The sequence below is a fragment of the Ralstonia mannitolilytica genome (assembly GCF_000954135.1).
GTDB classification, from domain to species: domain Bacteria; phylum Pseudomonadota; class Gammaproteobacteria; order Burkholderiales; family Burkholderiaceae; genus Ralstonia; species Ralstonia mannitolilytica.
Genome location: NZ_CP010800.1, coordinates 1,110,346 through 1,123,847, shown reverse-complemented (window position 1 = coordinate 1,123,847; position 13,502 = coordinate 1,110,346). Strand labels below are relative to the sequence as shown.

The 13,502-nt window shown below is 64.2% G+C and carries 12 protein-coding genes; 9 read left to right on the top strand and 3 right to left on the bottom strand.

Features of this window, described 5'->3' with window-relative positions:
• Nucleotides 1-528: 528 nt before the first annotated feature.
• The 3 genes from TK49_RS21610 to TK49_RS21600 all read left to right on the top strand — a co-directional run bounded on the left by TK49_RS21610 (nucleotide 529) and on the right by TK49_RS21600 (nucleotide 2,416).
• A complete protein-coding gene (locus tag TK49_RS21610) occupies nucleotides 529-894 on the top strand; it encodes a hypothetical protein (RefSeq protein ID WP_045220483.1) in 366 nt (121 codons plus the stop codon).
• A gap of 88 nt (nucleotides 895-982) precedes the next feature.
• On the top strand, nucleotides 983-1,852 hold the full coding sequence (locus TK49_RS21605; RefSeq protein ID WP_045219923.1) for an AraC family transcriptional regulator: 870 nt from the start codon (nucleotides 983-985) through the stop codon (nucleotides 1,850-1,852).
• Nucleotides 1,853-1,975: 123 nt separating this feature from the next.
• Nucleotides 1,976-2,416, top strand: coding sequence for a universal stress protein (locus tag TK49_RS21600; RefSeq protein ID WP_045219921.1), 441 nt, complete (start codon nucleotides 1,976-1,978; stop codon nucleotides 2,414-2,416).
• Nucleotides 2,417-2,439: 23 nt separating this feature from the next.
• Here TK49_RS21600 and kdpE read toward each other — a convergent pair whose 3' ends face one another.
• The 3 genes from kdpE to TK49_RS21585 form a co-directional block, all read right to left on the bottom strand.
• Entirely contained in the window at nucleotides 2,440-3,135 is a 696-nt protein-coding gene (kdpE, locus tag TK49_RS21595; RefSeq protein WP_045219919.1) for a two-component system response regulator KdpE, read from the bottom strand.
• 33 nt (nucleotides 3,136-3,168) lie between these two features.
• The gene (locus TK49_RS21590) at nucleotides 3,169-6,021 is read right to left on the bottom strand and encodes a sensor histidine kinase (RefSeq protein WP_082076373.1); all 2,853 of its coding nucleotides are present in this window, start codon (nucleotides 6,019-6,021) and stop codon (nucleotides 3,169-3,171) included.
• A 162-nt stretch (nucleotides 6,022-6,183) separates the two neighbouring features.
• The gene (locus tag TK49_RS21585) at nucleotides 6,184-7,479 is read right to left on the bottom strand and encodes an ISL3 family transposase (protein WP_045219915.1); all 1,296 of its coding nucleotides are present in this window, start codon (nucleotides 7,477-7,479) and stop codon (nucleotides 6,184-6,186) included.
• Nucleotides 7,480-8,060: 581 nt separating this feature from the next.
• Here TK49_RS21585 and TK49_RS21580 point away from each other — a divergent pair.
• The 6 genes from TK49_RS21580 (at nucleotide 8,061) to kdpA (ending at nucleotide 13,487) form a co-directional block, all read left to right on the top strand.
• Nucleotides 8,061-8,534 (top strand): hypothetical protein, encoded by a 474-nt coding sequence (locus TK49_RS21580; protein ID WP_045219912.1) that lies wholly within the window; start codon nucleotides 8,061-8,063, stop codon nucleotides 8,532-8,534.
• Nucleotides 8,535-8,547: 13 nt separating this feature from the next.
• Nucleotides 8,548-9,846 carry a DUF6402 family protein gene (locus tag TK49_RS21575; protein ID WP_240480030.1) on the top strand — a complete coding sequence of 433 codons (1,299 nt, stop codon included), beginning with the start codon at nucleotides 8,548-8,550 and terminating at the stop codon, nucleotides 9,844-9,846.
• Between the two features lie 808 nt (nucleotides 9,847-10,654).
• Nucleotides 10,655-11,452: a TorF family putative porin gene (locus tag TK49_RS21570; protein ID WP_045219910.1), complete on the top strand. Its 798-nt coding sequence runs from the start codon at nucleotides 10,655-10,657 to the stop codon at nucleotides 11,450-11,452.
• A 31-nt stretch (nucleotides 11,453-11,483) separates the two neighbouring features.
• On the top strand, nucleotides 11,484-11,609 hold the full coding sequence (locus tag TK49_RS25120; RefSeq protein WP_004628489.1) for a hypothetical protein: 126 nt from the start codon (nucleotides 11,484-11,486) through the stop codon (nucleotides 11,607-11,609).
• Nucleotides 11,606-11,695 carry a K(+)-transporting ATPase subunit F gene (kdpF, locus tag TK49_RS21560; protein ID WP_004628487.1) on the top strand — a complete coding sequence of 30 codons (90 nt, stop codon included), beginning with the start codon at nucleotides 11,606-11,608 and terminating at the stop codon, nucleotides 11,693-11,695. Before TK49_RS25120 ends, kdpF begins: the two co-directional genes overlap by 4 nt.
• A 19-nt stretch (nucleotides 11,696-11,714) precedes the next feature.
• On the top strand, nucleotides 11,715-13,487 hold the full coding sequence (gene kdpA, locus TK49_RS21555) for a potassium-transporting ATPase subunit KdpA (protein ID WP_045219908.1): 1,773 nt from the start codon (nucleotides 11,715-11,717) through the stop codon (nucleotides 13,485-13,487).
• Nucleotides 13,488-13,502 lie beyond the last annotated feature (15 nt).

Here is a 13,502-nt window from a genome sequence, read left to right as displayed (position 1 = left end):
ACCAAAGAAAAACCCGCGCTCAGTTGACGAGGCGCGGGTTGAAATCTCTGGACCGTGTCGATCTGTTCCAGAGAGGAGAACCGACCCATGAAGCGAGCGGCGCGTCGTGGCACCGCATCGCCTCCATGTTTTGAATCATAGTGTGCCGCTCCAAAAAACAAAGGGAGGAAAAGACGGGGTATCCCGTCCCATTTTTATTTTCGGTTGACCCATTTTCCTGTCACTGCTCGAACCCCTGTGCTGCTGGTCCCGTCCGCACGTGCGGGCCTTGTTGCTGGCCCGTCTGGCGATGCCGACAACGTCGAGAAAATCTCCCCGGCATATTGGGTGGATCAACGCGGCGCCGAGAATGTTCCGCACCGGCCGATTATGTTGCGTGGGCCTCGCATCTTGCCGCGGCAAACGCGCGCCCACGTGACCGATGAGGCAGATTGCCGCGTCAAGTTTCGCGCCCATGTGCCGTTACTGCATGAGAGCCCGCCTGCCCGTGATCCCGCAGGCGCATTGGATGCCCGTGTCTTGACCGTCATGCCATCTCTGTCCCGCCCATCCCGTTCCTCGCCCGTGGCGTTGCGCCCGCCCGTGCGGCTGCTGATTGCCGTGGCGGTGCTGGCCGCGCTCGTGGCCCTGCCGCGCGCGCACGCTGCCCCAACCCCGCCGGCGGCATCGTCCGCCAGTGTGCCGGCTGCGCCGTCCGCAACGTCCGCCAAGGGCAAGCCGCCGACCTGCCAGGCCATCATGCAGCGCCTGTCGGGCAGCCTTGCCGGCACACCGAGCACCGCCGACAAGCCCGGCGCCGTGCTGGTCGACGTGGACAAGGCCGGCGTCACCATGGCGTGCAGCCATTCCGACGCCGTGGCCATCCCCGTGCCGGGCGCGGGCAAGCCGAGGTAGCGCCGCTCTGGCTTCCGCGCGGCGGCGTGATCGTTGGTAACATCGCCGCGTGCACCCCGCTCCCACCCCCGCCTCGCCAGACCCACGCATGACCGCAGACGCCAGCGTCTTCGGCACGCTCGCACGCGGCTCGCGCGCCTCGCTGGAACGTGTCGCCAACCTGGGCGATGGCGTGACCGCCGCCATCTGGCGCAACGAACACGACGAGGCGCGCTACACGCAGCCGGGGCACCACACGCTGTCGGTCTATCTGCAAGGCGGCTACACCACGCACCGGCAGGACCTGCCCAACCTCTTTGGTGCGCCGGGGCGCGTGTGCATGCTGCCGGCCGAGCATGAGTCGGCATGGGTGATCGAACAGCCCATGCGCTTCGTCCATCTGTATTTCGCGCCCGAGGCGCTGGCCGGGCACGCCGTCCGCCTGCTCGACGCCGAGCCGCGCCTGTTCACCCTGCACGACCGCACCTTCATCGAAGACGTGCACCTCGCACAGGCCTGCGCCCGCATCGCCAAACTCGACTGGACCGACCTCGACGACCGCATGCGCGCCAACGCGCTGGCCAACGACACGCTGTCGTACCTGGTGCAGACGCAGGGCCGCACACGCGCGCTTGCCGTGCGCGGCGGGCTTGCGCCGCACGTGTGTCGCCGCCTTGCCGCCCGCATCGAGGCCGAACTGCATCTGGCGCCCTCGCTCGGTGAGCTTGCGGCGGAGGCCAACCTGTCGGCCTTTCATTTCGCGCGGATGTTCCGCGCGTCGTTCGGGGCGGCGCCGCATGACTGGGTGATGCAGCAGCGCATGACCCGCGCGCAGACACTGCTGCGCACGACCGCCCTGCCGCTGGCAACCATTGCCGAGCGCTGCGGCTTTGCCAGCGCGAGCCATTTCAGCCGGCGCTTCTCCATGCAACTGGGTGCATCGCCGTCACGCTATCGGCAGGCCTGGCAGGGCCGATAGGCAGCCCGCCGTGGGGCCCGCACACGCAGGATTGGCGGGACGTCGCAGCCCCTAGCGTTTTCCACGATAGAGGCGCCCGCACGGGCGCAGTAACGTGAACATGGGTTCCCCATGGAGACCGCCATGTTTGCCCATATCCTCCTGCCGACCGACGGCTCCGAGCAATGCCGCAAGGCCATCGACGGTGCCCTCAAGCTCGCGCGCGCCACGGGCTGCCGGCTCACCGCCTACACGTGCATCGAAGAATTTCCCAACATGGCCTACTCGGCCGGCGTGGGGGAATGCCCGCACGCGCACTACATGGAACAGGTGCAGGGCTACGCCAAGGATTGCATCGAGCGCATCGCCGAGCGTGCCCGTGAAGAAGGCATCGACTTCGACACCGACGTGTCGCAGTTTCCCGAGCCCTACCTCGGCATTCTCGACGCGGCAAAGCGGCATGGGTGCGACGTCATCTTCATGGCCTCGCACGGGCACCGCAGCCTGATGGGCCGCCTGCTGATCGGCAACGAGACGCGCAAGGTGCTCACCTATGCGCACGTGCCGGTGGTGGTGTATCGCTGAATGCGTGTGACGTGGGCGGGCGGCTAGCCGGCAAAGCGGTAGCCCACGCCCGTCTCCGTGAGCAGGTGCACGGGCTGCGCCGGGTCGGCTTCGAGCTTCTGCCGCAAGTGCCCCATGTAGACGCGCAGGTACTGGCTGCTCTGCGCCTGCGAAGGGCCCCACACCTGGCGCAGCAGTTCGCGGTGCGTCATCACCTTGCCCCGGTTGGCGAGCAGCACGGCCAGCAGGCGGTATTCGATGGGCGTCAGGTGCACGGTCTGGCCGGCGCGCGTGACGAGCCGGTTGGCGAGGTCGACCACCACATCGCCGAACGCCAGTTGCGACGTGCCCTGCGCATTGGCCTTGGCGTGCCGGCGCAGCAGCACGCGCAGGCGCGCAACCAGTTCGCCCACGCCAAACGGCTTGGTGAGGTAGTCGTCGGCACCGGCATCGAGCGCGACGATCTTGTCGCCTTCATCGGCGCGGGCCGAGAGCACCAGCACCGGCACCTCCGTCCACGTGCGCACTTCGCGGATCAGCGTCACGCCGTCGCCATCGGGCAAGCCGAGATCGAGGATGACGAGATCGGGCTTGCGCGTGCCGGCCTCGATCAGCCCGCGCTTGAGCGTTTCCGCCTCGTGCACGGTGCAGCCCTCGGCTTCCAGCGTGGTGCGCACGAACCGGCGGATATGGGGCTCGTCTTCAACGATCAGCACCGTGGGCGAAAACTCGAATGGCATGTGTGCCGCCTCTCTTACGTACTTGCTTGATGCCTAGGCCAGCTCGGCCGTCTCAGGCTCGATCCGGGGCGGATTGCCGCGCGGCAGCGCCACCACGAAGCGTGCGCCCGCCTGGGCGCTGGCCCCATCGGCGCGCTGCGCGGCTTCCACCCAGATCCGCCCGCCATGCGCTTGCACGATGGCCTCGCATACCGCCAGCCCCAGCCCCACACCAGCCAACGCCGACTCGCGCTCGCCGCGCGTGAACTTCTCGAAGATCCGCCGTTCCTTGCCGGGCGGCACGCCGGGGCCATCGTCTTCCACCGTCAGGCGCAGTTCATCGCCGTGCACCTGCGCGCCAATGCGGATTTCCGTGCCGGCGGGCGTGTACTTCGCGGCGTTCTCCAGCAGGTTGCAGACGACACGCTCCATCAGCACGGCGTCGCATTCCAGCAGCGGCAGCGCAGACAGGTTCGCCACCACCACGCGATGCTGCGCCAGCGCGCCGCGCATGGCGGCCAGCGCCCCGCCCACGATTTCCTCGACCGACTGCCATTCCTTGCGCATGGCGACATCGCGGCTTTGCAGGCGCGCCATGTCGAGCAGGTTGATCACCATGGTATGCATGCGCTGTGCCTGCTCGCGCATTGCCTGCACGGTGTCGGCCACCGGCGGCGCCAGCGGTGGATGGCTGCGCTGCAGCGTTTCCGCCATGCCGATGAGGCTGGTGAGCGGCGTGCGCAAATCATGCGACACCGCCGCCAGCAACGAACTGCGCAACCGCTCGGATTCCATCTGCAGCAACGCCTGCTGCGCCACGTCCACATAGTGCAGCCGCTCGACCGCAATCGCGATGAGCGTGCAGAACGCGTCCACCTGCCGGCGCACGGCCGGCTGGGCAAACGCGCGCCATGTGCGGGGCTCCACCGCCAGCACGCCGCGCACCTGCATCGGCGCCTTGAGCGGCAGATACAGGACGGAGCTGCCAGGCAAGGTATCGGTGCCGGTGCCGGCCGGCTGGCCGTGGTCGAACACCCATTGCGCCAGTACGCGGTCCACCGCATCGCCGTGCTCGGTCACGCTGCGCTCGCCGGTCTCGGATACCGGCGGCAACAGGCGCCCCTCTGCGCAGACAAAGAAGAACGCCGCATTGGCATCGAACGCGGCACGCAGGAAGCGGCTGCCGATCGCCACGATCTGCTCGTTCATGAGCGCGGCGGACAGCTCGCGTGCCAGCTCGTAGAGCGTGCGCGCCTCCGTCTCGCGCGCGACCGCCAGGTGCGCCTGCTCGCGCAGGCCGGCGGTCAACTGGCCGATCACCAACCCCACCGCCAGCAGCACCACGAACGTCACGAGGTACTGCACGTCGCTCACGGCAAACGAGAAGCGCGGCGGCACGAAGAAAAAGTCGAAGGCCGCCACCGCCAGCACCGAGGCAAACGCCGCGGGCCCGCGCCCGTGTCGCAACGCCACACCCACCACGGCCGCCAGGAACAGCATGGCGATGTTGACGAGATCGAACCACGGCCGCGTGAGCGCCGACAGCGCCGTCGCGCCGGCGCACCAGATGGCGGCCCAAGCGTAGTCTTTTCGACGTGCACCGTCGGTGCCAGCGGCATCGGCATCGGCGCGGCCGCTGTCGTGGCGCGGTTTGACGTCGACGCGCGTGGTGTCTGCCGCCACGCGGATCACGTCGATCTCCGGGCAGCCGGCGGCCAGCGCATCGGCAAAGCTGCGTCGCCCGAACAACCACCCCTGCGCGCCCAGGAACGGCGACAACGCAAGCGCCAGCAGCGCCCGGCCGCGCGCCGGCCACGAAGCACCGCCACGGCGCCAATCCGCCGGCGCGCGGCCCAGCACCACCTTGGTGAGATTGTGCCGGCGCACGTAAGCCACCACGGCCTGCACCATGTCGCTGCCGGCCAATGCCTCGGTGCGCGCGCCGAGCTGTTCGGCCAGCCGCATCGCCGCCTGCAGGCGCGCCTGTGCGGCGTCGGACGGCGGCGCCAGACGCGGCGTGGCGATGGTTACGACATGCCAGTCGCAATCGAGCTGCCCCGCCAGACGGCGCGCACTGCGCACGACCTGCTCGGCGTCGTCGCCGCTGCCAATGCAGGCCAGCACCGCCTCGCGCGTGCGCCACACCGGCTGCACGGATTCCTGCGTGCGCCACGCCCGCACATCGTTGTCCACGCGGTCCGCCGTGCGGCGCAACGCCAGTTCACGCAGCGCGATCAGGTTGCCCTTGCGGAAGAAGTTGCGGGCGGCGTGCCGGGCCTGTTCCGGCAGATAGACCTTGCCTTCGTGCAGCCGGCGCAGCAGTTCATCGGCGGGCAGATCGACGAGGATGACCTCGTCCGCCCCATCGAACACCGTGTCCGGCACGGTCTCCCACACGCGGATGCCGGTGATGCCGCCCACCGCCTCGTTCAGGCTGTCGAGGTGCTGCACGTTGACCGTCGTCCACACGTCGATGCCGGCCGCCTGCAGCTCCTGGATGTCTTGCCAGCGCTTGGGATGGCGGCTGCCGGGCGCGTTGGAATGCGCGAGTTCGTCCACCAGGATCAGCGCGGGCCGGCGCGCCAGGGCGCCATCGAGGTCGAATTCCCTGAGCACGCGCTCGCGGTAGGGCACGTCCTTCATCGGCAGCCGTTCGATGCCGTCGATAAGGGCTTCGGTCTCAGCCCGGCCGTGGGTTTCGACCACGCCCAGCACCACGTCCACCCCCTGCGCGCGCACCGCCCGCGCGGCGGTCAGCATGGCAAACGTCTTGCCCACGCCCGCCGACGCGCCAAAGTAGACGCGCAGCTTGCCCATGGCAGCACGTGCGCCCGCTTCCTGCACGCGTTGCAACAGGGCATCGGGGTCGGGGCGCGGCGCAGGATTGCGCGGGGTGGCGTCAGGCATGGTGGGCTGGGTGGCCCGTTGTGGCGGGTGTTGCGGATTGTGCCATGGGCGGATGGACGGCCCGGGTGTGGGGTGTGGCGGGCGGTGGGGAGCTTAGAGAGGGTGGTGTAAAAACGGCGTAAAAATCAGGCTCCATGTCGTTTCGTGTGGAAAGCAACACTGTCACTGGGGCATCGCCGGCGCGAACGGGCTGGCCGGCAGGTGCTTGAGCTTGGACATGCGCAGGTAGGCAATGGCGATGAAGTTCTGGCTCGTCCTGAAGCCGCGCGCGGCGCGCTTGGCCTGCTGCAGCAGCCCGTTCATCGCCTCGACGAAGGCGTTGCTGCGGTGATCGACCATGCCGCGCACCACCGCGTCGAACCGCTCCTTGAGCGTGGCGGCCAGCTTCTTGAACGGCTCGAGCCGACAGCGCCGTGCCCAGCTCAGCCAGGCCCTGAGGTCGGATGCGGCCTGTTCGATGCTGTTGTGCGCTGTGGCCCGCGCGTACACCGCGCGCAGCGCCATCTTCAGCCGCCACGCCCGCGCGCTCTTGAGCGTCGAGCGCTGCAGCCAGTGCATGGCATCGAGCTGGCGGGCGCTCCAGGTGCTGGGGTTGCGCCGCATGCCCCACAGCAGCTGCCTGAGCGTCTTGCGGCCGCCAGCGCCCAGCGCGGCTCGCACCGCCTGCGCGTCGGTGGCCATCTCCGCGCGGCGCACCTGGTCCATCGCCTCGATGGCCATCGAGACGACGTGAAAGCGGTCGTAGCTGATCTGCGCCTCGGGCAGCGCCAGCGCCACGCCCTTGGCGTAGGCCGCGCTCATGTCCATGCACACGTGCCGCACCTGGGCGGGATCGCCGCCATGGGCCTTCAGATCCTCGGCGAACTCCACCACCGTGCGGTGCTCGCGCCCCTCGGTGGCGAACAGCAGCCGCTTGCGATCCAGGTCGTGCACGACGGTGATGTAGTGCTGCCCGCGCCGCAGGCTGGTCTCGTCGATGCCCACCGTGCGCACGCCGGAGAAGTCTTCCAGCGCACGCGCCTGCTCGACGTAGAACTCGATGCGCCGCCACAGCCGCTTGTCCTTGCAGCGCAGCAACTCGGCGGCCTGGCGCACCGGCAGGTCCAGGCACAAGGTCAGCGCCAGCGCTTCGAACGCCGCGGTGAAGCCCGAGCCCGGACGCGCCCAGGGCACGGCCACCTGCGTGGTCTTGCCGCAGGCACCGCAGGCCACGCGCGGCACGTCGCAGTGCAGCCAGGCCTCGAACTGGAAGAAGTCCAGGTGCCGCCAGGATCGGCGCAGCCGGTCGTGCACCGGTTGCGTGGCCGCACCGCATGCCGGGCAGGCGAGCCTGCTGGTGTGGCAGCCGATCTCGAAGTCGATACGCCGCTTGGCGGTGTCGAGCCTGACGTCATCGACGACCCACGGCGGCTGCAAGCCCAGCGCGCTGGTGAACAGAGCTTCTACGGCAATGCCCATGGACTCATCCTCCTGATCAAACACGCCTCGTGGACATGTGCACAGGCCGGCCAGCGGCCTGCACACATGCCCACCGGGCTCGACGACCAGGAGTCATTGTGAGTGTTGTGTTCCACACGAAATGACGAAGGACCTAAAATCAGAGATATCGACGCGCGGAGGGTTTAGCCGATGCCTCGGACCGCCGCCGCAGCGCCGCTGAACAGCAAGCGAGGCGTTGATGACCGCATGCATGAGGCTCAGAACCCCACTTGCGGCGTTGAGAACCCTGTGTTTGAGGTTCAGAACCTGATGAAAAACGTTCGGAACGCCATGGTGTGAGGTTCCGAACGCCAAGCATGGGGTTCAGAACCTCATGCCTGCCGTTCGGAACGCTAACCGCGGGGTTCCAAACGCCACGTGTGGCGTTCCGAACCCGGGGGCCTCAGGTTCTGAACCGCATCCGCGGCGTTCCGGACGACATCCACATAGGTGTTTTCTGAAAAATGAGGGGCAGCATTGCAGATGGGCCGCGCAGCATCCACTCTCGCGCAGTCATGCCCTTCCGGCATGACGTTGCCAACCCGTAACAGAGGAATGCGATGTCGCAGAATTTGATCTCATTTCAGCTCAGCCCAACCGATCTGGCCGCCGTGGATGGCGCGCTGAAAACCCTGGAGGACAAGCTTGGTGGGCTGATCGACCTCACGGTCGAACAGCGGCGGTTTCTGACCAAGATGGGCGATAAATCTGAAGCGTTTGCCCGCAAGGCCGTCGAAGTGCTGGGCGCTAACCCCAACGTGCTGCCCGCCAACTTCAACATTGCTGAACTGCGTCGTGATCTGGCTGCGTTTGACCTGTTGCGCAGCCGTCTGACGCGCCTGGACCGCATTCATGAACGGATGACGGACTCGCAACTGGCGTTGGGTAGTGATGTGATGAATGCCGCGTTGGAGGGGTATGCCTTCCTCAAGGTGGCTGGCCATGGTGAGGGACTGGATGCGGCGCGGAAGGCGTTGTCGGTGCGGTTTGCCAAGGGGCCGAGGAAGAAGGAGGCAGCAGCAGCGGTCGAGTGACATTTCGTGCGCGATGAAAACCGCCGCAAGGCGGTTTTCTGCTAAATCCAAACAAGAAATACAAACAGAGACACGCCAGATGAGTACGTCAGACGAAAAGATGCAGTACCTGGAAAAAAGCATCCTGTGGAATCCGTGGTGGGTGCTCTCAAAGAACACTTGCACGGCGCTTGATGCAGAGGAATTTTCCTTGTCCATGGCAAAACCTGCGCCACCCCTGCGGGATCAGCCACCCCCACCACCGCCCCCACCCAAGCCGCCAGAACCAAAGCAGCCGCCGAAAGGCTTGATCGAGAGTTTTTATGACTTCAAGGATTGGCTTAATACACCGCCACCCCCGAAACCCAAAAAGGCTGCCACCAAGCCAGAAGTCAAAAAGCCCAGAGTGGCGCCGTTCGATATCCAGCAAATTCCAGATGCGATGGAGCGTATCGGCTGCCCGATGGCAGCGAAGCTACAAAGGAAGTGGTTTGCTGGTGAACTTAACTACATCACAAGCGATAAAGGCGAAAAACTTGGCCTAAATCAAGATGGGAAACAATTTCCACCAAGCATGATTGACACAACCATGTTTAAGATGGATTGGATTCTTAAATTTGAGCGAGCAAAAGAAAAATATGACGAACTTGTTAGGCGGCGCATATTTTCCGAAAACGCAAAAAAGACGCTTGTAAGCAAGGTTGTAAAAAGCGAGCCATCCCCATACATTGTTGATGTGTGGGATCTTTGCGGGAGGGATATGCAAAAACTCCATAATCATTGGCAATATCAGTTCATTGACGTTGACGCCAACGGAGGAGAGCAATTTGCGATGCTATTTAGAGGCGTCCAATGGAAGAGTGGTCGGTTCATGGACGATCTATATGGTGCGCTTGGCGCATTCGCCTTCTACTTGGCACTGGGAAGATATCGCTATACAACATACGTCACATATGAAAGGCGGCAGCGCGGGAGGCTCGAAATACATGAGGTTTTCGCGTATATGCGTGACATCTTCACATTTTACGACCGCCCTAGCGACGGGGGCAGTCAGTATTTAGGTCATTGGAACAAGGGCGGATTTATTGTTGTTCCAGCCGCCTTTGCTGCTGGAAGGATAACCAAGTCTCGCTGGGCCAGATTTCCTGTTGCAAAAAATGGGGCGCTTCAAGACTGGACAGTATATTATCCGGTCAGCAACGATGACTACAGGAATTGGCAAATCGAGCACAAACAGGGAGAAGATTTGATATTATACTCCGACATGAGAAAAATATATTTTCATCGCCCTATTATTATTGATTTTGACTTGCTAACGGGCGAGATTTCGTGAAATTGATACTGAAGGTTATTCTTTCCTTAATTGCGATAATTTGCGCGTCGCAATATTTCATGAGTGTTCGGCATCGGGAGCAAGCCTATGATTGCGAGCAGGAGAAAAGTTATTTCAATTATTATATTGGAGAAATATGTTATTTGCCTTATAGGAATGGCACGCTTTTTAGACTTTATAATGAAAAAACGCATGAACTTCTCGCGGAAAGGACGTATAGCGATCTGAGTCCGCAAATTGTATTTAGCAATGACCGGGTTATTTACAGTATTGATGCGGAGAAGCAAGATGCATATGTGCCATTGCCGCCCACATGGCTAGACCGCCTGAGAGCCAAGCTCCCGTGAGCAAACTCTGCATCGAATGGGGCCGCTACGGCGAGGTGTATGAGTAACGCCGACAACACCGGCAGGCTGACGCCGCCGCGTGGGGAGCGCGAGGAACGGGGAAGAGCGTGAGGCAAAGGCGGGGATGGGGGGCCTCAGCCTGAGCGGCACATGATCTGCACGGAGAGAGCCGCGACATGCGGCTCCTGTTGGTCGATGAGAATGCCTGCCGTGTTTTACGTCTGGACTGCTGCGCCCCGGCAGCAATGGCTCGCAAGGAAGCTCTCGCTAGCCGTTCAGCGATTTTTACACCCCGTTTACACCCCTCCCTCCAACCTTTACCCCGTTTTTACCCCCCTTTCCCTACTGTTGCACTGCACGCAGGCCCTGTGACGGGAGCCTGCCTGCACGCCGCATCCGGCCCCAGTTGACGCGCACCTGCGCCGGGCCGGGCGGCACCTAAAACAACAAGGGAAAGGTCCATGCAAGCCAAGGTTTCTTCGCACGCCACCGTCATGGGTGGCGTTGTCTTCTGTGCCGCAGCACTGTCGAGCGCGGCCGCTTTTGCGCAGTCCACTGACGCTGCGCCGGCCCCGGCCGCAGCACCCGCCAGCCCGTTGACGGCCAACGTCACGCTGGCCAGCCAATACCGCTATCGCGGTCTCATGCAGACCAACAACAAGCCGGCCATTCAGGGCGGTGTGGATTACGCGCTGCCCAACGGCTTCTACGTGGGCAACTGGAACTCGTCGATCAGCTGGCTTGGGGATTCCAACCCCAACGTCTCTGCCCCCATCGAGATGGATTTCTACGGCGGCTACAAGACCGAGCTGATGAAGGACGTGCCCATTGATGTGGGCGTGCTGCAGTACTACTACCCGGGCAGCTACCCCGACGGCTACACCCGCCCGCACACCACCGAAGGTTATGCACAGATCGGCTACGGGCCGGTCTCGTTCAAGTACTCGCATGCGTTCTCCAACCTGTTCGGTTTTGCGGATAGCCACCACAGCCAGTACTTCGATCTGTCGGGCAACTTCGACACCGGTTTCTGGGGCCTCACGCTGAACCTGCACGTGGGCTATCAGCAGGTGCCGCATCAGGTGGTGCGCACGTCGTATGCCGACTGGAAGGTGGGCGTGACGAAGGACTTCGGCAGCGGTTGGACGGCATCGCTTGCGTACATCGACACCAACGCTGCGCGCGCCGCGTACACCAACACGCGCGGCAACTACATGGGCAAGGCCACCGCGCTGCTGGCGGTGACCAAGACGTTCTGACCAACACGACCTGAAGGAAAGGGGAGCGCATATGGACCTCGTTTATCTCGCCGGCCTTGCGGTGCTGGCCCTGGCAGTGGGCGGCTTGCTCGCCCTCTCCGGCCGGCTTGCCACCAAAGACCAACCGACCACGCACGCGATGGAGAAACAGCAATGACCTGGCTCTATGTGCTGTCCGGGGCCATCACGGTGGTCCTGCTCGTCTACTTGTTCGTCGCCCTCTTGTGGCCCGAACGCTTCTAACAACACTGCGAGGCACACCATGAATGCGTTCCTCCTCCAGCTGGCGATCTACCTGGTCGTGCTGCTGGTTCTGGCCAGACCGCTGGGCGCGTATATGACCGGCGTGTTTGGCGACAAGCCTTCGCGCACCCATTGGCTTGGCCCCGTCGAGCGGCTGTTCTATCGCGTGGCCGGCGTCAACCCGCAGGCCGAGATGGGCTGGAAGCACTACGCGCTGGCCGTCATCGTCGTCAACGTGCTGGGCGCGCTGGCGGTGTATGCGCTGCAGCGCGTGCAGCAGTGGCTGCCGCTCAACCCACAGGGCTTTGGTGCCATCACGCCGGATTCGTCCTTCAACACGGCCATCAGCTTTGTGAGCAACACCAACTGGCAAGGCTATTCGGGCGAAAGCACGATGAGCTATCTCACGCAGATGCTCGGCCTGGCGGTGCAGAACTTCCTGTCTGCGGCCACCGGCATTGCGGTGGTGATTGCGCTCATCCGCGGCTTTGCGCGCCACTCGGCCAACACCATCGGCAACTTCTGGGTCGACTTCACGCGTGCCACGGTCTACGTGCTGCTGCCGCTGTCGATTCTGGTGTCGGTGTTCTTCGTGAGCCAGGGCGTGATCCAGAACTTCGATGGCTACAAGGAAGTGACCACCGTCACCGCCACCACGTACGACAACCCGAAGATGGACGCCAGCGGCCAGCCGCTCAAGGACGCACAAGGCAACCCCGTCACCGAGAAAGCCACCACGCAAACGCAGACCCTGCCGATGGGCCCGGTCGCGTCGCAAGAGGCGATCAAGATGCTCGGCACCAACGGTGGCGGCTTCTTCAACGCCAACTCCGCCCACCCGTACGAGAACCCCAACGCGCTGACCAACTTCGTGCAGATGCTGGCGATCTTCATCATCCCGGCGGCGCTGTGCTTTACGTTTGGCGGCATGGTGGGCGATGGCCGGCAAGGCTGGGCCGTGCTTGCGGCGATGACGGTGCTGTTTGCCGTGCTGGCCGTCTTCCTGGCATGGGCTGAGCTGCATGCCAACCCGATGCTCGCGAACCTCGGCATCGACCAGGCCGTGGGCAACATGGAAGGCAAGGAAACGCGCTTCGGCATCGTGGCCTCGTCGCTGTTTGCCACCATCACGACGGCAGCGTCGTGCGGGGCGGTGAATGCCATGCATGACTCGCTGACCGCGCTGGGCGGCTTCGTGCCGATGTTCCTGATGCAGCTGGGCGAAGTGGTGTTTGGCGGTGTGGGCTCGGGCCTGTACGGCATGCTGGTGTACGCCATCCTGGCCGTGTTCATTGCGGGCCTGATGATCGGCCGTACGCCGGAATACCTCGGCAAGAAGATCGAGGTGTTCGAGATGAAGATGACGTCCATCGCCATCCTCGTCACGCCGCTGCTGGTGCTGGTGGGCACGGCCATCGCCGTGGTCGTCACGCAGGGCAAGGCCGGCATCTTCAACCCCGGCACGCACGGCTTCTCTGAGGTGCTGTACGCCTTCTCATCGGCGGCCAACAACAACGGCAGCGCGTTTGCGGGCCTGTCTGCCAACACGCCGTTCTACAACATCGCGCTGGGCATTGCGATGTGGCTGGGCCGCTTCTGGATCATCGTGCCGGTGCTGGCGATGGCAGGCACGTTTGCCGCCAAGAAGCGCCTGCCCGTGACGGCCGGCACGCTGCCCACGCACGGCCCGCTGTTTGTGGTGCTGCTGATCGGCTCGGTGCTGCTGGTGGGCGCGCTCACGTACATCCCGGCGCTCGCACTGGGTCCGATTGCAGAACACCTCGCCCGCTAAGCGCACGGCGAGTCG